We start from the raw sequence: 20,289 nt of genomic DNA, 5'->3' as shown, positions 1-20,289 counted from the left end.
CCGCATCGATCGCCCCGCGTCCCCTTGCCGAATGGATGTGCCGCCCATGAGCATGAACACCCTGACCGTCCAACGCCACGGCGCCGTGGCCCGCGTCACGCTGAACCGTCCCGAAGTGCGCAATGCCTTCAACGACGCCGTCATCGCCGAGCTGACCGAGACCTTCACCACGCTGGGGCAGGACCCCGCCGTGCGCGCCATCGTGCTGGCCGCCGAAGGCAAGGCCTTCTGCGCCGGCGCGGACCTGAACTGGATGAAGGCCATGGCCGGCTACAGCTGGGAGGAAAACCATGCCGACGCGAGCAAGCTCGCGCAGATGCTGTGGACCCTGTACCGCTGCCCCGTGCCGGTGATCGCCCGGGTGCAGGGCGACGTCTATGCCGGTGGCGTGGGTCTGGTGTCGGTGTGCGACATCGTCGTCGCGGTCGAGTCGGCGGGCTTCTGCCTGTCCGAAGCCAAGCTGGGCCTGCTGCCGGCGACCATCGCCCCCTATGTGGTGCGCGCGCTGGGCGAGCAGGCCTCGCGACGCTATTTCGTCACGGCCGAGCGCTTCAGCGCCGCGGAGGCCCACCGCCTGGGCCTGGTCCATGAGCTGGCCACCGCGGAAACGCTGGACGCTCGGGTCGACGCGCTCACGGCCGCGCTGCTGGCCAACGGGCCGGCGGCGGTGCGGGCCTGCAAGCGCCTGGTGCAGGACGTGGCCCATCGCGAGATCTCGCCCGAGCTGCGCGACGACACCGCGCGCCGCATCGCCGACATCCGCGCCAGCGGCGAAGGGCGCGACGGCGTACAGAGCTTTCTGAACAAGGGCAAGCCGGGGTGGCTGCTGTGAGCGCCGCCGCGCCGCTGGCCTCCTTGCAGTCGCGCAGCCTGCAGGCGGTCTGGCATCCGTGCACGCAGATGGCGCGGGCGCAGAAATCGCCGCCGCTGCCCATCGTGCGCGGCGAGGGCCCCTGGCTGTTCGACGACCAGGGCCGGCGCTACTTCGACGCCAACAGTTCGTGGTGGGTCAATCTGTTCGGCCACAGCGATGCCGGGCTGCGCGCGGCCATCACGCGCCAGCTCGAGACGTTGCCCCACGTGATGCTGGCCGGCTGCACGCACGAACCCGCGGTGCGGCTGGCCGAGCGTCTGTCGGCGCGCACCGGCGGCGCGCTGGGCCACTGCTTCTTCGGCAGCGACGGCGCGAGCGCGGTGGAGATCGCGCTGAAGCAGAGCTTCCACAGCTGGCGCAACCTCGGGCAGCCGGACAAGCGCGAGTTCGTCTGCCTGAGGAACGGCTATCACGGGGAGACCATCGGCGCGCTGGCGGTGACCGACGTGGCCATCTTCCGCGATGCCTACGACCCGCTGCTGATGCGCGCCCACATCGTCGAGTCGCCCGACGCGCGGCAGGGCAACGAGGCGCAGGCGTTGGCCGCGATGCGGGCCCTGCTGGCCGAACGCGCGGGGCGGGTCGCCGCGGTGATCGTCGAGCCGCTGGTGCAGGGCGCAGCCGGCATGGTGATGTACGCGCCGGAGTATCTGCGCGGGCTGCGCGCGCTGACGCGCGAGTTCGGCGTCCACCTCATCGCCGACGAGATCGCGGTGGGCTGCGGACGCAGCGGGCGTTTCTTCGCGTGGGAGCATGCGCTGGCCCTGGGCGACCCCGCCGGCGCCGTGCCGCAGGACCGCTGGCCCGACTTCCTGCTGCTGTCCAAGGGCATCACCGGCGGCACGCTGCCGCTGTCGCTGGTGCTGTGCAGCGACGCGGTCTACCAGGCCTTCTGGTCCGAGGAGGTCGGGCGCGGCTTCCTGCATTCGCACTCCTACACCGGCAATGCGCTGGCCTGCGCGGCGGCCAACGCGGTGCTGGACCGCTTCGATGCCGGGCTGCTGGACGAGCTCGCGGCACAGGCTTCGCATCTGCGCGAGGCCTTCGCACCGCTGGCGAAGCATGGGCGCGTCGAGCACCTGCGCCAGCGCGGCATGATCCTGGCTTTTGACGTGGTGGATGCGCCGGCCGGCCTGGCCGAGGCTTTCCATGTCGCCGCGCGCCGGCACGAGCTGCTGATCCGCCCGATAGGCCGCACGGTCTACCTGATGCCGCCCTACGTGGTGGACGCGGCCACCGCCGGCTGGCTGGCTGATGCGGTGCGCGCCACCCTTGCCGAGTTGTTCCCCCATGCTTCTTGAGCACCTGAATTCCAAGCTGCGCGCCATTGCCGCGCAAGACCTGACCCGCTTCCTGCGCGAGGCCGAGACCCCCACCGCGCCGCACCAGCGCGTGCGCGGGGCCGATGGCGTCGCACGCGAGCTGCTGATGTTCTGCAGCAATGACTACCTGGGCCTGGCCGCCCATCCGCGCGTGGCCGAGGCGCTGGCCGAAGGCGCGCGTCTCTATGGCGGCGGCTCCGGCGCGTCGCCGCTGGTCAGCGGTCACTCGGTGGCCCATGCGCGCGTTTCGCAGACCCTGGCCGACTGGTTCGCGCCCCACATCCCGCGCGCGCGCTCGCTGGGCTTTTGCACCGGCTACATGGCCAACCTGGGCGTGATCACCGCGCTGGGCGACGCCGACACCGAGATCTTCTCCGAGGCGCTGAACCACGCCTCGCTGATCGACGGCACCCGGCTGGCGCGCGCCCAGGTGACGCGCTATGGGCATGGCGACGTCGAACAGCTGCGCGCGCTGCTGGCCCAGAGCCGCGCCAAGGTGAAACTGATCGTCACCGACGCGGTCTTCAGCATGGACGGCGACATCGCGCCGCTGCCGCAGCTGCTGGCGCTGGCCGACGAATTCGACGCCTGGCTGGTGGTCGACGATGCCCATGGCTTTGGCGTGCTGGGCGAGCAGGGACGCGGCTCGCTGGAACACTTCGGCCTGCGCAGCGAACGGCTGATCCTGATCGGCACGCTGGGCAAGGCCGCGGGGCTGGCCGGTGCCTTCGTCGTCGCGCACGAAACCATCACGGAATACCTGCTGCAGGCGGCGCGCAACTTCATCTTTTCCACCGCGTCGCCGGCGGCGGTGGAGCATGCGCTGCTGACCAGCCTGGAGCTGATCGCCAGCGAGACCGGCCGCGCGCGCCGCCGGCACCTGGTCGCGCTGCAGGCGCGCCTGGAGGCGGGCATCGGCGCGCTGCTGGCGCGCCATCCGGCGCTGCCCTGGCGGCTCGCGCCTTCGCAGACGCCGGTGCGGCCGCTGATCATCGGCGGCAATGCCGAGGTCATGGAGCTCGCCGCACGGCTGGAGCGCGAGGGCCTGCGCGTGCCCGGCATCCGCCCGCCCACCGTGGCCAAGGGCGAGGCCCGGCTGCGCATCACGCTGTGCGCGACGCACACCGAGGCCGACGTGGAGCGGCTGCTCGCGGCGCTGGACGCGGCGGCCACCGACATGGAGCGCGCCGCCGCATGATGAAGGGCCTGTTCATCACCGGCACCGACACCGAGATCGGCAAGACCTGCATCACGGCGGGGCTGACGCAGGCCTACGAGGCGCTGGGCCGCCAGGTCACCCCGATCAAGTCGCTGGCCGCCGGGCAGACGCAGCGGGCCGACGGGGTCTGGGTCAACGAGGACGTGGCCCAGCTGCATGCCGCGCAGCTGCGGGGGATGACGATGGACGAGGTCGGTCCGCTGCAGTTCCGCGCACCTTGCGCGCCGCATATCGCGGCGCGGATGGAGGGGCGGACCATCGACCGCGCCGCGCTGTTGGCGGCGATACGCCGCTCGGCCGCGCGCGGCGACTTCGCGCTGGTTGAAGGGGTGGGCGGGTTCCGCGTGCCCCTGATCACGGAGCCCCCAGGCTGGGATACCGCCGATCTGGCCGTGGACCTGGGCCTGCCGGTGCTGATGGTCGTGGGCCTGCGCCTGGGCTGCATCAACCACGCGCTGCTGACCGCCGAGGCCATCCGCGCGCGCGGCCTGCGCCTGGCCGGCTGGGTGGCCAACACCGTGGACCCCCACCAGCCCCACGTCGCCGACAATCTGCATGCGCTGGAGCAGGCCTTGGGCCTGCCCCACTGGGGCCATGTGCCCCGACTCCCGAGAGAACGCTGGGCCGCCCCGGGTTCTCTGGACCCCTTCGGGGGGCCTGACGCGCAAGCGGCAGGTGCGGGGGCGCTGTTCTGTCCCTCCCCGGCGGCCGTGGCCGCCCATCTGTTGCAGCCCTTGCTGCTGAACGCCCTGGAAGCCCCATGAAGCAGACCGCCAACCAAATCCAGTCGCTCACGCCCACCACCGATGCCGAGCGCCGCAATGCCAAGCCCTGGACGGTGAACGAGGTCGCGGCGCTGTTCGAGCTGCCGTTCAACGACCTGATCTTCCGCGCCCAGCAGGTGCACCGCGAGAATTTCGACCCGAATGCGATCCAGCTCTCCACGCTCTTGTCCATCAAGACCGGCGGCTGCGAAGAGGACTGCAAGTACTGCCCGCAGTCGGCCCACTTCGACACCGGACTGAAGGCCGAGAAGCTGCTGCCGCTGGACGAGGTGCTGGAGGCCGCGCGCGCCGCCAAGGCCAATGGCGCCACCCGCTTCTGCATGGGCGCGGCCTGGCGCGCGCCCAAGGAGCGCCACCTGGAGGCCATCGGCGAGATGATCAGCGAGGTCAAGGCCCTGGGCCTGGAGACCTGCCTGACCGCCGGCATGCTGGCCGACGGCCAGGCCGAGCAGCTGCGCGACGCGGGCCTGGACTACTACAACCACAACCTGGACACCTCGCCCGAGTTCTACGGCCAGATCATCACCACCCGCACCTATCAGGACCGTCTGGACACCCTGGACCGCGTGCGCAACGTGGGCATGAAGGTCTGCTCCGGCGGCATCGTCGGCATGGGCGAATCGCGCCGCGAGCGCGCCGGCCTGATCGTGCAGCTGGCCAATCTGGAGCCCTATCCGGAGTCGGTGCCCATCAACAACCTGGTGCAGGTCGAAGGCACGCCGCTGGCCGGCACCGCGCAGCTCGATCCGTTCGAGTTCATCCGCACCGTCGCGGTGGCGCGCATCTGCATGCCGCGCGCGATGGTGCGCCTGTCGGCCGGCCGCGAGGAGATGCCCGAGGCCATGCAGGCCCTGTGCTTCCTGGCCGGCGCCAACAGCATGTTCTACGGCGACAAGCTGCTCACCACCAGCAACCCGCAGGCCGAAAAGGACCGCGCGCTGCTGGACCGCCTGGGCATGCACTGCGCGAGCGAGGCCGAGCTGAGCGCGCCCGACACCGGCGGCTGCGGCTGCGCCAAGCACTGACAAGCACACCGCCCGGCGCGCCCGCGTGCGCGCCAGGGCCGAGAAGCGAGGAGACTGGTCCATGTTCAAGAAAATCCTGATCGCCAACCGCGGCGAAATCGCCTGCCGCGTGGCGGCCACCGCGCGCCGCATGGGCGTGAAGACCGTCGCGGTGTATTCCGAGGCGGACGCCGCGGCGCGCCATGTGCAGGCCTGCGACGAGGCGGTGCTGATCGGCGGCCCGGCGCCCAAGGATTCCTATCTGCAATGGCAGCGCATCCTCGACGCGGCGAAGGCGACCGGCGCGCAGGCGGTGCATCCGGGCTACGGCTTTCTGAGCGAGAACGAGGAGTTCGCGCAGGCCTGCGCCGACGCGGGCCTGGTCTTCATCGGCCCGCCGCCTGCGGCGATCCAGGCCATGGGCCTGAAGGCCGAATCCAAGCGCCTGATGGAACAGGCCGGCGTGCCGCTGGTGCCGGGCTACCACGGCGCCGACCAGGACCCCGCGCTGCTCAAGCGCGAGGCCCAGCGCATCGGCTTCCCGGTGCTGATCAAGGCCAGCGCCGGCGGCGGCGGCAAGGGCATGCGCGCGGTCTACTCGGCCGAGGAGTTCGACGCCGCGCTGGCCTCCTGCAAGCGCGAGGCGATCAACAGCTTCGGCGACGACGCGGTGCTGATCGAGCGCTATGTGCAGCGCCCGCGGCACATCGAAATCCAGGTGTTTGGCGATGCGCACGGCGCCTGCGTCTACCTGTTCGAGCGTGACTGCTCGGTGCAGCGCCGCCACCAGAAGGTGCTGGAAGAGGCCCCCGCGCCGGGCATGACCGAAGCCCGCCGCCGCGAGATGGGCGAGGCCGCGGTGGCCGCGGCCAAGGCCGTGGGCTACCAGGGTGCGGGCACGGTGGAGTTCATCGCCGAGCAGGATGGCCGCTTCTACTTCATGGAGATGAACACCCGGCTGCAGGTCGAGCACCCGGTGACCGAAGCCATCACCGGGCTGGACCTGGTGGAGTGGCAGCTGCGCGTGGCCGCGGGCGAGCCGCTGCCGCTGCGCCAGCACGAGCTGCGCATGCAGGGCCATGCGATCGAGGCGCGCATCTGCGCCGAGAACCCCGAGGCCGGCTTCCTGCCCGCGACGGGCCGGCTGGACGTCGCGCGCTGGCCCGCGCACGTGAGCTTCACGCGCGGCGACGTGCGCCTGGATGCAGGCGTGGGCGAGGGCGACGAGATCAGTCCCTACTACGACTCCATGGTGGCCAAGCTGATCGTCTGGGGCGAGACGCGCGAGCAGGCGCTGGCGCGGCTGGATGCCGCGCTGCGCGACACCCACATCGTCGGGCTGCAGACCAACGTGGCCTTTCTGCGCCGCTGCGCGGCGACGCGGTCCTTCGCGCAGGCGGACCTGGACACGGCGCTGATCGAGCGCGAAAAGGCGGCGCTGTTCGGCCAGCCGGGCCTGCCGCTGGCGGTGGCCGCCGCCGCGGTGGTGGCGCACACGCTGGCCGAGGAGGCGACCGGCGAAGGCGCCGACCCCTGGAGCCGGCGCGATGGCTGGCGCATGTTCGGCGCCTCCACCCGGCGCTTCGACCTGGCGCTGGACGGCGCGCACCACGAGGTGCTGCTCGCGCGCCACCACCAGGGCGGCATGGCGCTGACGGTGGCGGGCGAGGCGATGCTCTTTGCCCTCAAGTCCGACGGGCTGGAGTCGCATGAGCTGCTGCTGGGGTCGGGCCTGGCCCAGTCCCGGGTCCGCGTGCGGACCTACAAGCGCGGCGAGCAGGTCGCGGTGTTCGCCGATGCCGGCTCGGCGCTGCTGACCGAGGTGGACGTGATCGCCCATGCGGGCGAGGGCGGCGCCGAGGGCGGCCGCCTGACCGCGCCCATGCCGGGCAAGCTGGTCGCCTTTCTGGCACAGCCGGGCGACGCGGTCAGCCAGGGCCAGCCGCTGGCCGTGATGGAGGCGATGAAGATGGAGCACACCATCTCCGCGCCGCGCGATGGCGTGGTGGCCGAGTTGCTGTTCGCCGTGGGCGACCAGGTGGGCGACGGCGCCGAGCTGCTGAAGCTGCAGCCGGCGGCGCAGGCCTGATGCCCTTCATGACCCAACCCGGAGCCCAGCCATGAGCAATTTGCCCACCCAGGTCACCCTGGTCGACGTCGGCCCGCGCGACGGGCTGCAGAACGAAAAGCAGACCGTCAGCACCGAGGACAAGGCGCGCCTGGTCGCGCTGTTGCAGGACGCCGGCCTGACGGAGATCGAGGTCACCAGCTTCGTCAGCCCCAAGTGGGTGCCGCAGATGGGCGACAACAGCGCGGTGATGGCCGCGATCGAGCGCCGGCCCGGGGTGCGCTACAGCGTGCTGGTGCCCAACATGAAGGGCTTCGAGGGTGCCGTCGCGAGCCGGCCGGACGAGGTGGTGGTGTTCGCCGCCGCGTCCGAGGCCTTCAGCCAGAAGAACATCAACTGCTCCATCGCGGAATCCGTCGAGCGCTTCGTGCCGGTGGTGCAGGCCGCGCATGCGGCGGGCTTCAAGGTGCGCGGTGCGCTGTCCTGCGCGGTGGGCTGCCCTTACCAGGGCGAGGTCAGGCCGGACGAGGTGGAGCGCGTCGCGAAGATGCTGCGCGAGATCGGCGTGGACCACCTGGGCGTGGCCGACACCATCGGCGTGGGCACGCCGCGCAAGGTGCAGGCCGCGCTGGAGCGCGCGCTCAAGCACTACCCGCTGCACGAGGTCAGCGGCCATTTCCATGACACCTACGGCCAGGCAATCAGCAATGTCTACGCCAGCCTGGAACTGGGCGTCCATCGCTTCGACACCAGCATCGCCGGCCTGGGCGGCTGTCCTTATGCCAAGGGCGCGACCGGCAATGTCGCGACCGAGGACGTGGTCTTCCTGCTCAACGGCCTGGGCATAGCGACCGGCCTGGACCTGGACCGGCTGGTCGATGCCGGCGCCTTCATCTCCGGCGTGCTGGGGCGTCCGCCCGCGTCGCGCGTGGCGCGCGCGCTGCTGGCCAAGCGCGGCTGATCCGCGGCCTCACTGCGGCGCGTCCAGCGTCGCCTGGACCCGGGCGCGGAACATCGCGGCGCGCTCGGCGTCCGACTGTTCGGCGATGTGCGTGCAGCACTGCTCCAGCCAGAGCATGAAGCGGCTTTCGGTGTTGGCCTCGCGCGCGGCTTCGCGCAGCGAGCCCTCGCGCCCGGCGGTCATGCGCGTGACCAGGTCCAGCGCGAAGAACTTGGCCGCCACCAGCCGGCGCGAGCGCTGAGCCTGCAGCTGCGCCGCGTCGGGGTCCGGGCATTCGATCAGGCCCAGCCGCGTCAGCTCGTCCAGCGCCGCGCCGCCCAAGCCCAGGTTGCGCGCCAACTGCACCAGCTCTGCGCGCGAGCGCTTACCGTCGACGGTGATCAGCAGCGCGCGCAGGGCCGGCGCGAGCCGCCGCTCGGAGGCGGCGGCCAGCATCTTTCGGGCGTCTTCGGTCTTGCGCGGCGCATGCATGGCGCCGCCATGGTGGGCCGCGGTGATGAGAGCTTGATGACAACCCCGGCGCGTGCCAGGCCTTGCCCGCAGGCGGCGCCGGACGGGCGCGTCACGGTTCGAAAAACCCGGATTACGCACAGGACACCTTCTGTGACTTGACGCAGATCCATGCCGCTACGCCTAATAGGCGTACAAGTCCAATGGCAGTTGCCGCTTTTTCAACCACGGGAGTCACACCATGTCCACCCAAGCCGACCGTCTGCTGAACGACCTGCACCATGTGGTGTCCGAAGCCGAGTCCCTGCTGCGTGCCACCGCCGACCAGACCGGCGAAGGCGCCGTCGAGCTGCGCGCGCGCGTGCAGGCGGCGCTGGACCGCGCCAAGCGCAGCGTCGGAGAAGTGCAGACCGCGGCCGTCGAGAAGGCCAAGGCCGCCGGCCGCGCCACTGACGCCTATGTCCACGACAACCCCTGGCAGTCCATCGGCGTGGCCGCCGGTGTCGGCCTGTTGCTGGGGCTGCTGATCGGCCGTCGCTGACCTGACGCGCCCGCCCCGGGCTTCCCGGGGTTGGTCCAGAACGCGGGCGATGCCGGCGGCTGGCCCGCCGGCGCAGGAGCTCAGCCCGCCAGGGCCGGGCGCGCCTTCAACCAGGGCTCCAGTTCGTCAGCCGGCATGGGTTTGGCGAACAAATAGCCCTGGCCTTCGTGGCAGCCGAGGTTCAGCAGATGCAGGCGCTGCTCCTCGGTTTCGATGCCTTCGGCGATCACGCGCATGCCCAGGCTGAGGCCCAGGTTGACCACCATCTGCGCGATGGTGGCGCCTGCGGTGGAGGATTGCGCCTCGCGCACGAAAGCGCGGTCGATCTTGAGCCGCTCCACATCCAGCCGGCGCAGCTGGCTCAGCGACGAGAAGCCGGTGCCGAAATCATCGATCGCGACCGACGCGCCGGTGGCGCGTATCTGCTCCAGCACGGCCAGCACCGTGGAGATGTCCTCCATGGCCATGGATTCGGTGATCTCCAGCTCCAGGTTGCAGCCGTCGACCTCGGCATCGGCCATGGCGCGGCGCAGCACCTGAATGAAGTTGGGGTGGCGGAACTGGGCCAGCGAGATGTTCACCGCCATGCGGAAGCCGTCCTGCCCCTGGTCGAGGATGCGCCGCAACTGGAAGCAGGCGGTGCGCAGCACGAATTCGCCGATCGCCACGATCAGTCCGGATTGTTCGGCCAGCGGGATGAACTGGTCCGGCGGCACGAACTTGCCTTCCGGCGTGCGCCAGCGCAGCAAGGCCTCGGCGCCGATGACGCGCTGGTCCTTCAACTCCACCTGGGGTTGATAGACGACGAACAGCCGCCGCTCCTCGAAGCTGGCGCGCAGGCCCTTGAGCAGCTTGAAGCGCTCGCGCGCATCCACGCCCATCTCCGGCGAGAAGTACTGGGCGCCGCCGCGGTGCTGCTGCTTGGCGCGCTTGAGCGCGATCTGCGCGTCCAGCAGCAGTTCCGAGCCCAGCGAGCGTGAATCGACCAGGCGCACCAGGCCGGTGGTCGCGGACAGCTGCAGGCGTTCACCCGCCACCAGGAAAGGCTCGACGAAGACGGCGCGCACGCGCTCGCCGTTGACCAGCTCATCCGGGCCAACCAGGCCGAAGGCGTCCGAGGTGATGCGCGCCATCGCCGTGTTGAAGCCCAGCTGCTCGGCCAGGCGCATCGCCACCGCCTGCAGCACCTGGTCGCCGAAGCGGTGGCCGAAGGCGTCGTTGATGTCCGCGAAGTCGTCCAGGTCGATCAGCGCCAGCGTGATGCCCTGCGGCGACTTCAGGTTCTGCTCCAGCAGTTCGATGAAGCGCGTGCGGTTGGGCATCTGCAGCAGCGGGTCGCTGTAGGCCTGGTCCAGCAATTGGCCGTACAGCAGCACGTTCTCGAAGCCCACCGCGATGTTGGAGCAGAAGGCGCGCAGCAGCTGCAGGTCCATTTCGTCCAACTCGCGCCGCACTTCCACCAGCGCCGCCATCGAGCGCCCGTTGCTGAGCATGAAGTGCAAACAGGTGCAGCCGTCCTCGGAGATGTTGCGTCCCAGCGCCAGACAGCGCGACAGCAGGTCGCGCACCTTGCCCACCTGCACGGCCCCCAGCGGATGGTTGATCAGCCCGCTGTACTGTCCGGCGGCGGCGATCACGCGCGCCTTGTCGGTGCCGTCGCCATGCGACTGGGCGCAGACCAGGCCCTCGGGCAGCGTGCCCAGCAGCGCGCACAGCTGCGTGACCACGCCTTCCGAGAAGCGCTGCAGGCCGCGCTGGCGACTCAGCTCGGTGCTGGCCTCGACGATCATCTCCAGGCCCTGGCGATTCGCCTCCAGCGCGCGGATCTGCCGGTAGGAGCGGATGGCCGCCGTCAGCACCGTGTACAGCCGCGTGCGCGTCAGCTCGGACTTGGTCTTGTAGTCGTTGATGTCGTAGGCCTGGACGGTCTCGATCTCCGGCGCATAGCCGGGCTGGCCGGTGCGCAGCACGATGCGGATCGCGCGCAGGCGCAGCTCCTCGCGCATGAAGCGCACCAGCTGCAGGCCGGCGTCCTCGGACTCCATCACCACGTCCAGCAGCACGACGGCGAGGTCGGGCTCGGTCGCCAGCACGCTGCGCGCCTCGGCGGCGGATTTGGCATGCAGAAAGCTCAGCGGCTGGCCCTCGACCTGCAGGCCCTGCATCGCCAGCTCGGTGGCCTTGTGCACATCGGTGTCGTCGTCGACGATCAGGATGCGCCAGGGCCGGCTGTGCGCCGGATCGGGCTGCGGGTGTTCGGAATCGTCCAGAAACTCCAGCAGATCGTCTTCGCCAGCGGGGGGTGCGGAGAGCAGCTGCGGATCGGACATGGACACAACCTTGGACATGAATGGAGTGACTGTAGCCCAAGCCCAACAGCGCGCGCAGCCCTTGTGTGCGCGCGTTTCCACGGATCAAGCCTTGGGGCATGATCGCCGAGGGAGATTCGGGATGACGGACACGAACAAGGGCCTGAGCGCCAGCCTGCGCCGCCTGGCGGCCCAGGGCCTGGACCTGCTGCAGTTGCGCCTGGAGCTGCTGGGCACCGAGCTGGAGCAGGAAAAAATCAAGGCCGGCGCGGCCCTGCTGGGGCTGCTGATGGGCGTGCTGCTGTGCGCCGTGGCGCTGGTGCTGCTGTGCCTGACCGCCGTGCTGCTGACGCCGCCGCCGTGGCGCTGGCTGTGCGCGCTGGGACTGGGGCTGGGCTTTGCCGCCGGAGGCGTGTGGCTGATGCGTGGCGCACTGGCCATGCTGCGCTCGGGCCAGCCCTTTGCCGCCAGCCTGGCCGAGCTGCGCCGCGACCGCGCCGCGCTGGGGCCGGTCGAGCGCGAGGATGCCGGCCCATGAACGCGCGCGAGCGCCTGCAGCAGCTGCGGCTGCGTCAGCTGGAGTTGCAGCTGCGCAGCGCCGAGCTGCGCGCCGGGATGGCGGCCGAATACCGCCAGCTCGCGCCGGCCGTGGGCTGGGTGGATCGCGGCTGGGCCTTGCTGCGGCGGCTGCGCGAGTCGCCGCCGCTGCTGCAGGGCGGCGCCGGCCTGGCCGGGCTGTGGGCGACGCTCTCGCTGCTGCGCCGCCCGGGTCGCTGGGCGCGCGCCTGGGCGCTGTTCACCACCGGGCGCCGGCTGTGGCGCTGGTGGCGAGGCAAGGCCTGACCCTCGACGGAGCGGACGCGCCTCAGCGCTTGGGTCGCCGGGTACCGGCGGCCGGCCGGGCGCCGGTTTCGCGCGGCGGCAGCCCGGTGTGCTGGGTGAGGATCTGTCCGGGCCGCGGCGCGCCACCCACGGCGGCCTTCGCGGCCGGCCGGTTCGGCGCGGTCTTGGCGCCCGCGGGGGTGGAGTTCTTGCGCCGCGCCGACTGGTAGCCGCCGTCGCAGCTGGGCTGGTAGGTCGGGATCAGGTGGTGCTTGCCATTGCCGATCAGGTCGGCGCGGCCCATGGCCTTGAGCGCGTCGCGCAGCAACGGCCAGTTGTTCGGGTCGTGGTAGCGCAAGAAGGCCTTGTGCAGCCGGCGCCGGCGCTCGCCCTTGACGACGTCCACCGCCTCGCTGTCGCGGCCGACCTTCTTCAGCGGATTGCGGCCCGAGTGGTACATCGCGGTCGCGCTGGCCATGGGGCTGGGATAGAAGGTCTGCACCTGGTCGGCGCGGAAGCCGTTGCGCTTCAGCCAGACGGCCAGGTTCATCATGTCCTCGTCCGAGGTGCCCGGGTGCGCGGCGATGAAGTAGGGGATCAGGTACTGCTTCTTGCCCGCCGCGGCGCTGGCCGCCTCGAACAGCTGCTTGAAGCGGTCGTAGGTGCCGATGCCCGGCTTCATCATCTTGGACAGCGGTCCGCCCTCGGTGTGCTCGGGCGCGATCTTCAGGTAGCCGCCGACGTGGTGGGTGACCAGTTCCTGGATGTACTCGGGCGATTCGATCGCCAGGTCGTAGCGCAGGCCCGAGCCGATCAGGATCTTCTTCACGCCGCGGATCGCGCGCGCCTTGCGGTACAGCTGGACCAGCGGGCCGTGGTCGGTGTGCAGGTTGGGGCAAATGCCGGGGTAGACGCAGCTGGGCTTGCGGCAGGCGGCCTCGATGGTCTTGCTCTTGCAGCCGATGTGCCACATGTTGGCCGTGGGGCCGCCCAGGTCGGAGATCACGCCGGTGAAGCCCTTGACCTTGTCGCGGATGTCCTCGATCTCGCGCAGGATGGAGTCCTCGCTGCGGCTCTGGATCACGCGGCCCTCGTGCTCGGTGATGGAGCAGAAGGTGCAGCCGCCGAAGCAGCCGCGCATGATGTTGACGCTGAAGCGGATCATCTCCCAGGCCGGGATCTTGGTGCTGCCGTCATGGCCACCGTTCTCGTCGGCATAGACGGGGTGGGGCGAGCGCGCGTAGGGCAGGTCGAAGACGTGGTCCATCTCCGTGGTGGACAGCGGCAGCGGCGGCGGGTTCAGCCAGACGTCGCGGTCCACGCCGCCCGACGAGTGGCGCTGCACCAGCGCGCGGGCATTGCCGGGGTTGGTCTCCAGGTGCAGCACGCGGTTGGCATGGGCGTAGAGCACCGGGTCGCTCTTGACCTGCTCATAGGCCGGCAGCCGGATCACGGTGCGATCGCGCGGCGTGGTGGTGGCGCGGCCGTCGTCGGTGGTGCCGGGCAGCGTGCGGCGCACGATGCGTATGGGCTGCGGCGCCGCGGGGTCGGCGGCGGCCTGCGCGCCGGATTCCTGCTGCTGGGCGCAGTCCGTGCCCTGCTCGGCGGCGGCGTCCTCCGTCGTCATGTAAGGATTCAGCAGCGCGTCGATGCGGCCCGGCACGTCCACCTCGGTGGAGTCGATTTCGAACCAGCCGTCCAGCTGCGGGTCGTCGGGGCGGCGCATGAAGGCGGTGCCGCGCACGTCGGTGATGCTCTCGATGGGCTTGCGCTGGGCCAGCCGGTGGGCGACCTCGACGATGGCGCGCTCGGCATTGCCGAAGACCAGCAAATCGGCCTTGGAGTCCACCAGGATGGAGCGGCGCACCTTGTCCTGCCAGTAGTCGTAGTGGGCGATGCGGCGCAGCGAGGCCTCGATGCCGCCGATCACCACTGGCACGTCCTTGTAGGCTTCCTTGCAACGCTGGGTGTAGACCAGCGTGGCCCGGTCCGGCCGCTTGCCCGCCGCGCCGCCGGGCGTGTAGGCGTCCTCGGAGCGGATCTTCCGGTCGGCCGTGTAGTGGTTGATCATGGAGTCCATGTTCCCCGCCGCCACGCCGAAGAACAGGTTGGGCCGGCCCAGGGCCTTGAAGGGCTCGGCCGATTGCCAGTCGGGCTGCGCGATGATGCCCACGCGAAAGCCCTGCGCCTCCAGCGTGCGGCCGATCACCGCCATGCCGAAGCTGGGGTGGTCCACATAGGCATCGCCGCTGACGATGATGATGTCGCAGCTGTCCCAGCCCAATTGCGTCATTTCCTCCCGGCTCATCGGCAGGAAGGGCGCGGGGCCGAAGCGCTTGGCCCAGAACGGCCGGTAGGCGGTCAGCGCCTTGGGGGCGCTGCTGGCTTTGGGCTTGGTCTTGGCCGCGGGGGCGGACGGTGGGGTGATGGGGGTGGACACGGCGGCGGCTCGGGTCGTGGGCAACCCGCAATTGTCGCTGTCTTCGGGTCAACCCGGGGGTTTAGGGCTTCTTGGGCGTGCGCCGGGGCGGGGCAGGGGGTGCCTCGGACGGGCTCGCCAGGGGCTCGGACGGCTGCATGCCTCGGGAGCACAGCGCGCCGCGCCCCAGGCGCGCGCGCTGCGCCTCGGTGAGCGGCGCAAAGGTGGAGCGGATCGGCTGGCGCAGCGTGGACAGATAGCCTTCCAGCAGCGACTGGCCCATCTCCAGCAGGTCGAAGGACTCCGGGTCCAGGATCCAGTGGTGCAACAGCCCGCCGACCAGCGCCATCAGCCCGATCGCCGCCTGCTCGCAGTCCAGCCCCTTGGGCAACTGGCCCAGTGCGACGGCGCGCTCGAAGCTTTCGCGGTTGTGGCCGGTCCATTCGCGGTGGGCGGCGACCTTGCGCGCCTGCACCGCCGCCATCTCGCCGACGAATTCCATGCGCAGGTTGGAGATCTCGAACACGCGCCGCGTGCGCGCGTTGTTCGCGGCGCTGTAGAGCACGTTGAGCAGGCCCAGTCGCAGTTCCTCCAGCGGCTGGTCGGCCAGCGAAGGCGTGCCGGGCGCCGGGTCGAACCCTTCTTCCAACGGCAGCGTCGCGCGCTCCATCATCGCGTTGAACAGCTGCACCTTGTCCTCGAAGTGCCAGTACACCGCGCCGCGGGTCACGCCGGCGGCCTGCGCGATGTCCTGCAGCGAGGTGCGGGCCACGCCCCGGGCATGGAAGAGCGCCTCGGCGGCGTCCAGCAACCGGTTGCGTGTCTCCTGGGCTTCCTGTTTGGTCTTTCGGGCCATGAGGGCATTTTATGCTTCTTTACATACATTCGTGCATGTATGTATATACTCGCGTCCCTCAACCCCAGTGTCGAAATCTGCTGCCATGGCTCGTCATGAGCCAGACGTATCGTTGCGCGTTCGCTGCCCGCGAGGTGTGACTAGCCGTCGCTGGAGTGCAAAGGTCATAAAAACAACCCTGTTGTCATGAGAGGAAGCAAGCTGTGATGTCAGTGACTCCATCTTCCAAGTCGTCCGCCTGCGCGGGACAAGCCCCCGCGCTGAGCACCGGAGCCCGTGTGCTGTACCTGCTTCCGCTGGCCGTGGCGCTGGCCGCCGCGTTGTCCGGTTGTGGAGGCGGCAAGGATGCCGGCGGCCATGGCGGCCCCGGCGGCATGCCGCCGCCGCAGGTCGGGGTGGTCAAGGTGGCGCTGCAGCCGGTGGCGCTGCAGACCGAACTGCCCGGCCGCGTCGAGGCCCAGCGCACCGCCCAGGTGCGCGCCCGTGTCAATGGCGTGGTGCTGAAGCGTCTGTTCACCGAAGGCTCCGAGGTCAAAGCCGGGCAATCGCTGTTCCAGATCGACCCCGCGCCCTACCAGGCGCAGTTCGACAGCGCCCAGGCCGCGCTGGCCAAGGCCCAGGCCAACCTGGCCCAGGCCTCGGCCCAGGCCGAGCGCAACAAGCCGCTGGTGGACGCCAAGGCGATCAGCCAGCAGGACTACATCAACTCGGTGGCGGCCGCCAAGTCCGCCGAGGCCGAGGTCGCCGCCGCCAAGGCCCAGGTGCAGACCGCCCGGTTGAACCTGGACTACGCCCGCGTCACCGCGCCCATCTCGGGCCGCATCGGCCGCGCGCTGGTCACCGAGGGCGCGCTGGTCAGCGCCGCCGAGGCCACCCAGCTGGCGCTGATCCAGCAAGTCGGCGCGGTGTACGTCAACTTCACGCAGTCGGCCACCGAGGTCCAGCAGCTGCGCCGTCAGCTCGCCGCCGGCCAGCTGCGCTCCGCGGGCGCCAATGCGGCCCAGGTGCAGATCGTGCTGGACGACGGCACGGTGCTGGCCAAGCCCGGCAAGCTGCTGTTCACCGACCTGAGCGTGGATCCCAGCTCCGGCCAGGTGACGCTGCGCGCCGAGGTGCCCAATGCCGACGGCACGCTGCTGCCTGGCCAGTATGTGCGCGTGCGCCTGGCGCAGGCCGAGCTGCCGGCGGCGATGCTGCTGCCGCAGCAGGCCGTCACGCGCGGCAGCGCGGGCGACACCGTGCTGGTGGTCGGCGCCGACAACAAGCCGCAGCCGCGCCCGGTCAAGCTGGGCAGCGCCCAGGGCAACCAGTGGGTGGTGCTGGACGGGCTGAAGCCGGGCGAGCAAGTCATCGCCGACGGTTTCCAGAAGATGTTTGTCCCGGGCGCGCCGGTCACGCCGGTGCCCTGGACCCCTGCGGGCTCCGCGCCCGCGGCCGCCGCCGCGCCCGCCAGCGCCGCCAGCCGCTGAGCGTGACCCGTCTGGAAAGGATGTCCTGACATGGCACGTTTCTTCATTGACCGCCCGGTGTTCGCCTGGGTGATCGCGCTGTTCATCCTCGTCTTCGGCGGGGTCGCGGTCACTCAGCTGCCCGTGGCGCAGTACCCGACGGTGGCGCCGCCCTCGCTGGTGATCAACGCCGTCTATCCCGGCGCCTCGGCCAAGACCCTGGACGAGAGCGTCATCTCCGTGATCGAGCAGGAGCTCAACGGCGCCCCCGGCCTGGCCTACATGGAATCGGTCAGCCAGGCCAACGGCACCGGCGCGATCACCGTGACCTTCGAGCCCGGCACCAACATCGACCTCGCGCAGGTCGAGGTGCAGAACCGCCTGTCGCGCGCCACGCCCCGCCTGCCGGCGGCGGTGACGCAGCAGGGCGTGCGGGTGGACAAGGCGCGCAACAACTTCCTGTTGTTCGTGACCCTGTCCTCCAGCAACGGCTCGATGGACCCGGTGGCGCTGGGCGACTACGCCGCGCGCAACATCGTGCCCGAGATCCAGCGCCTGCCCGGCGTCGGCCAGGCCCAGCTCTTCGGCACCGAGCGCGCGATGCGCATCTGGCTGGACCCGGCCAAGATGCTGTCCTTCAACATCAGCCCGGCCGAGGTCAATGCCGCGATCCGCGCGCAGAACACGCTGGTGCCCGCGGGCACCATGGGTGACCTGCCCAATCTGAGCAGCCAGACCATGTCCGCGACCATCGTGGTCAAGGGCCAGCTGGAGAACACCCAGCAGTTCGGCAACATCACCCTGCGCGCCAACGCCGACGGTTCGACGGTGCGCCTGAAGGACGTGGCCCGCATCGAGCTGGGCGGCCAGAGCTATGGCACCTATGCGCGCCTGAACGGCAAGCCCTCCACCGGCATCGGCGTGCAGCTCTCGCCCAGCGGCAACGCGCTGGCCACCGCCACCGCGGTGAAGGAGCGCATGGTCGAACTCAAGCGCTACTTCCCCGATGGCGTGATCTACGAGATCCCCTACGACTCGTCGAAGTTCGTGAAGATCTCGATCAGCCAGGTCGTCGAGACCCTGGTCGAGGCCGTGGTGCTGGTGTTCCTGGTGATGTTCCTGTTCCTGCAGAACTGGCGCTACACCCTGATCCCCACGCTGGTGGTGCCGGTGGCGCTGCTGGGCACCTTCGGGATCATGCTGGGCATGGGCTACTCGATCAACGTGCTGACGCTGTTCGGCATGGTGCTGGCGATCGGCATCCTCGTCGACGATGCCATCGTCGTGGTCGAGAACGTCGAGCGCATCATGAGCGAGGAGGGACTCTCGCCCCGGGACGCCACGCGCAAGGCCATGGGCCAGATCTCGGGCGCCATCATCGGCATCACCGTGGTGCTGGTCTCGGTCTTCGTGCCGATGGCCTTCTTCTCCGGCTCGGTGGGCAACATCTACCGCCAGTTCTCGCTGGCGATGGTGGCCTCCATGCTGCTGTCGGCGCTGATGGCCCTGAGCCTGACGCCGGCGCTGTGCGCCACGTTGCTCAAGCCGGTCGAGGCCGGCCACCATCACGCCAAGAGCGGCTTCTTCGGCTGGTTCAACCGCGGCTTCGCGCGCACCGCCAAGGGCTATGAAGGCTGGGTGGCGCGCCTGCTCAAGCGCAGCCCCAGCATGCTGGTGGCCTTCGCGGCCATCGTCGCGGTGGTCGGCTGGCTGTATGTGCGCATGCCCTCGTCCTTCCTGCCCAATGAAGACCAGGGCTACCTGATCGTCAACGTGCAATTGCCCCCGGGCGCCACGGCCACGCGGACCGAGGCCGCGGTCAAGGCGGTCGAGGACTTCATGCTCAAGCAGCCCGAGGTGCAATCGACCGTGGGCGTGATCGGCTTCTCGTTCTCGGGCCAGGGCCAGAACGCGGCGCTGGTGTTCGTGCCGCTGAAGTCCTGGGAAGAGCGCAAGGGCCAGGAGCACAGCGCCGGCGCGCTGGCGCAGCGGGCCTTCGGCGCGATGATGATGGGCGTGCGCGATGCCTTCATCTATCCGCTGAGCCCGCCGCCCATCCCCGAGCTGGGCACGGCCACCGGCTTCGCGCTGCGTCTGCAGGACCGCGCCGGCCTGGGCCACGAGGCCCTGCTGGCGGCGCGCAACCAGCTGATGGGCATGGTCTCGCAGAGCAAGATCATCACCGGCATGCGCCCCGACGGCCTGGAGGACGCGCCGCAGATCCAGATCGACATTGATCGGGACAAGGCGCAGGCGCTGGGCGTCAGCTACGACGCCGTCGCCGCCGTGCTGTCCACCCAGCTCGGCTCCACCTACGTGAACGACTTCCCCAACCAGGGCCGTCTGCAGCGCGTGGTGGTGCAGGCCGATGCCGCGGCGCGCATGCAGCCCGCGGACTTGCTCCGCCTGAACGTCAATGGCGCGGGCGGCAAGACCGTGCCGCTGTCGGCGATCGCGACCACCCAGTGGATCACCGGTCAGATGCAGGCCACGCGCTACAACGGCTATCCGGCGATGCGCCTGGCCGGCGACGCGACGCCCGGCCATTCCACCGGCGAAGCCATGGCCGAGCTGGAGAAGATGATGGAGAAGCTGCCCGCGGGCATCGGCCACGAGTGGACCGGCATGTCGCGCGAGGAGCGCCTGTCGGGCTCGCAGGCCACGGTGCTGCTGGCGTTCTCGCTGCTGGCGGTCTTCCTGTGCCTGGCGGCGCTCTATGAGAGCTGGTCCATCCCGCTGTCGGTGATGCTGGTCGTGCCGCTGGGCATCCTGGGCGCCGTCGCCGGCGCGACGCTGCGTGGCATGCCCAACGACGTGTACTTCAAGGTCGGCCTGATCACCATCATCGGCCTGTCGGCGAAGAACGCGATCCTGATCATCGAGTTCGCGAAGGACCTGCAGGCGCAGGGCAAGGGGCTGGTCGAGGCCATCCTGGAGGCCTGCCACCTGCGCTTCCGGCCCATCATCATGACCTCGGTGGCCTTCATCCTGGGCGTGATGCCGCTGTTCTTTGCCAGCGGCGCCGGCTCCGCCAGCCAGCGCGCCATCGGGACCGGCGTGATGTCCGGCATGGTCACGGCCACCGTGCTCGCGGTGATCTTCGTGCCTGTGTTCTTCCTGGTGGTGCGGCGCCTGTTCAAGGGCAGCGAGCGGCAGCGCAAGCTCTATGCCCACGAAACGCACAGCGACGAACTGCCCAAGGAGATCTGAA

Annotated in this window: 16 protein-coding genes; 12 read left to right on the top strand and 4 right to left on the bottom strand. The window is 70.2% G+C overall.

All coding sequences use genetic code 11. The features are described 5' to 3' along the window. Positions 1 to 52: 52 nt before the first annotated feature. The 7 genes from LZ017_RS14775 to LZ017_RS14745 all read left to right on the top strand — a co-directional run bounded on the left by LZ017_RS14775 (position 53) and on the right by LZ017_RS14745 (position 8,233). Positions 53 to 832 (top strand): enoyl-CoA hydratase/isomerase family protein, encoded by a 780-nt coding sequence (locus LZ017_RS14775; RefSeq protein WP_241397735.1) that lies wholly within the window; start codon positions 53 to 55, stop codon positions 830 to 832. Further along, complete coding sequence (gene bioA / locus LZ017_RS14770) at positions 820 to 2,175, top strand: adenosylmethionine--8-amino-7-oxononanoate transaminase (protein WP_374109930.1); 1,356 nt, start codon at positions 820 to 822, stop codon at positions 2,173 to 2,175. Before LZ017_RS14775 ends, bioA begins: the two co-directional genes overlap by 13 nt. Beyond that, positions 2,165 to 3,394 carry an 8-amino-7-oxononanoate synthase gene (gene bioF, locus LZ017_RS14765; RefSeq protein ID WP_241397640.1) on the top strand — a complete coding sequence of 410 codons (1,230 nt, stop codon included), beginning with the start codon at positions 2,165 to 2,167 and terminating at the stop codon, positions 3,392 to 3,394. Before bioA ends, bioF begins: the two co-directional genes overlap by 11 nt. Next, positions 3,391 to 4,179 carry a dethiobiotin synthase gene (bioD, locus tag LZ017_RS14760; protein ID WP_308194078.1) on the top strand — a complete coding sequence of 263 codons (789 nt, stop codon included), beginning with the start codon at positions 3,391 to 3,393 and terminating at the stop codon, positions 4,177 to 4,179. Before bioF ends, bioD begins: the two co-directional genes overlap by 4 nt. After that, the gene (gene bioB, locus LZ017_RS14755) at positions 4,176 to 5,225 is read left to right on the top strand and encodes a biotin synthase BioB (RefSeq protein ID WP_241397639.1); all 1,050 of its coding nucleotides are present in this window, start codon (positions 4,176 to 4,178) and stop codon (positions 5,223 to 5,225) included. The genes bioD and bioB overlap by 4 nt, the downstream gene beginning before the upstream one ends. A 61-nt stretch (positions 5,226 to 5,286) precedes the next feature. Next, a complete protein-coding gene (locus LZ017_RS14750; RefSeq protein WP_241397638.1) occupies positions 5,287 to 7,293 on the top strand; it encodes an acetyl/propionyl/methylcrotonyl-CoA carboxylase subunit alpha in 2,007 nt (668 codons plus the stop codon). A gap of 31 nt (positions 7,294 to 7,324) precedes the next feature. Continuing rightward, entirely contained in the window at positions 7,325 to 8,233 is a 909-nt protein-coding gene (locus LZ017_RS14745) for a hydroxymethylglutaryl-CoA lyase (RefSeq protein WP_241397637.1), read from the top strand. 9 nt (positions 8,234 to 8,242) lie between these two features. Here the strand turns inward: LZ017_RS14745 and LZ017_RS14740 are convergent, their stop codons facing one another. Then, a complete protein-coding gene (locus LZ017_RS14740) occupies positions 8,243 to 8,704 on the bottom strand; it encodes a hypothetical protein (protein ID WP_241397636.1) in 462 nt (153 codons plus the stop codon). Positions 8,705 to 8,924: 220 nt separating this feature from the next. Between LZ017_RS14740 and LZ017_RS14735 the strand changes: the two genes are divergently transcribed. Beyond that, positions 8,925 to 9,224 carry a YqjD family protein gene (locus LZ017_RS14735; RefSeq protein WP_241397635.1) on the top strand — a complete coding sequence of 100 codons (300 nt, stop codon included), beginning with the start codon at positions 8,925 to 8,927 and terminating at the stop codon, positions 9,222 to 9,224. An 80-nt stretch (positions 9,225 to 9,304) separates the two neighbouring features. Here the strand turns inward: LZ017_RS14735 and LZ017_RS14730 are convergent, their stop codons facing one another. Beyond that, positions 9,305 to 11,572, bottom strand: coding sequence for a bifunctional diguanylate cyclase/phosphodiesterase (locus LZ017_RS14730; protein ID WP_241397634.1), 2,268 nt, complete (start codon positions 11,570 to 11,572; stop codon positions 9,305 to 9,307). 103 nt (positions 11,573 to 11,675) lie between these two features. Here LZ017_RS14730 and LZ017_RS14725 point away from each other — a divergent pair, with 103 nt between their 5' ends. Together LZ017_RS14725 and LZ017_RS14720 are read left to right on the top strand one after the other, a co-directional pair. Next, positions 11,676 to 12,071: a phage holin family protein gene (locus LZ017_RS14725; RefSeq protein ID WP_241397633.1), complete on the top strand. Its 396-nt coding sequence runs from the start codon at positions 11,676 to 11,678 to the stop codon at positions 12,069 to 12,071. Then, positions 12,068 to 12,376 carry a hypothetical protein gene (locus LZ017_RS14720; protein WP_241397632.1) on the top strand — a complete coding sequence of 103 codons (309 nt, stop codon included), beginning with the start codon at positions 12,068 to 12,070 and terminating at the stop codon, positions 12,374 to 12,376. The genes LZ017_RS14725 and LZ017_RS14720 overlap by 4 nt, the downstream gene beginning before the upstream one ends. 22 nt (positions 12,377 to 12,398) lie before the next feature. On the opposite strand, the gene LZ017_RS14715 is transcribed toward LZ017_RS14720, so the two are convergent. Both LZ017_RS14715 and LZ017_RS14710 read right to left on the bottom strand, forming a co-directional pair. Beyond that, entirely contained in the window at positions 12,399 to 14,783 is a 2,385-nt protein-coding gene (locus tag LZ017_RS14715; protein WP_374109932.1) for a YgiQ family radical SAM protein, read from the bottom strand. 73 nt (positions 14,784 to 14,856) lie between these two features. Then, positions 14,857 to 15,630 (bottom strand): TetR family transcriptional regulator, encoded by a 774-nt coding sequence (locus tag LZ017_RS14710; protein WP_241397631.1) that lies wholly within the window; start codon positions 15,628 to 15,630, stop codon positions 14,857 to 14,859. 206 nt (positions 15,631 to 15,836) lie between these two features. Here LZ017_RS14710 and LZ017_RS14705 point away from each other — a divergent pair, with 206 nt between their 5' ends. Beyond that, positions 15,837 to 17,099: an efflux RND transporter periplasmic adaptor subunit gene (locus LZ017_RS14705; protein WP_374109929.1), complete on the top strand. Its 1,263-nt coding sequence runs from the start codon at positions 15,837 to 15,839 to the stop codon at positions 17,097 to 17,099. A gap of 30 nt (positions 17,100 to 17,129) precedes the next feature. After that, positions 17,130 to 20,288, top strand: coding sequence for an efflux RND transporter permease subunit (locus LZ017_RS14700; RefSeq protein ID WP_241397629.1), 3,159 nt, complete (start codon positions 17,130 to 17,132; stop codon positions 20,286 to 20,288). Position 20,289: the final 1 nt, after the last annotated feature.

It is taken from the genome of Pelomonas sp. CA6 (assembly GCF_022549225.1).
Classification (GTDB): Bacteria; Pseudomonadota; Gammaproteobacteria; order Burkholderiales; family Burkholderiaceae_C; genus Roseateles.
This window is presented reverse-complemented; position numbering and strand designations above follow the sequence as displayed.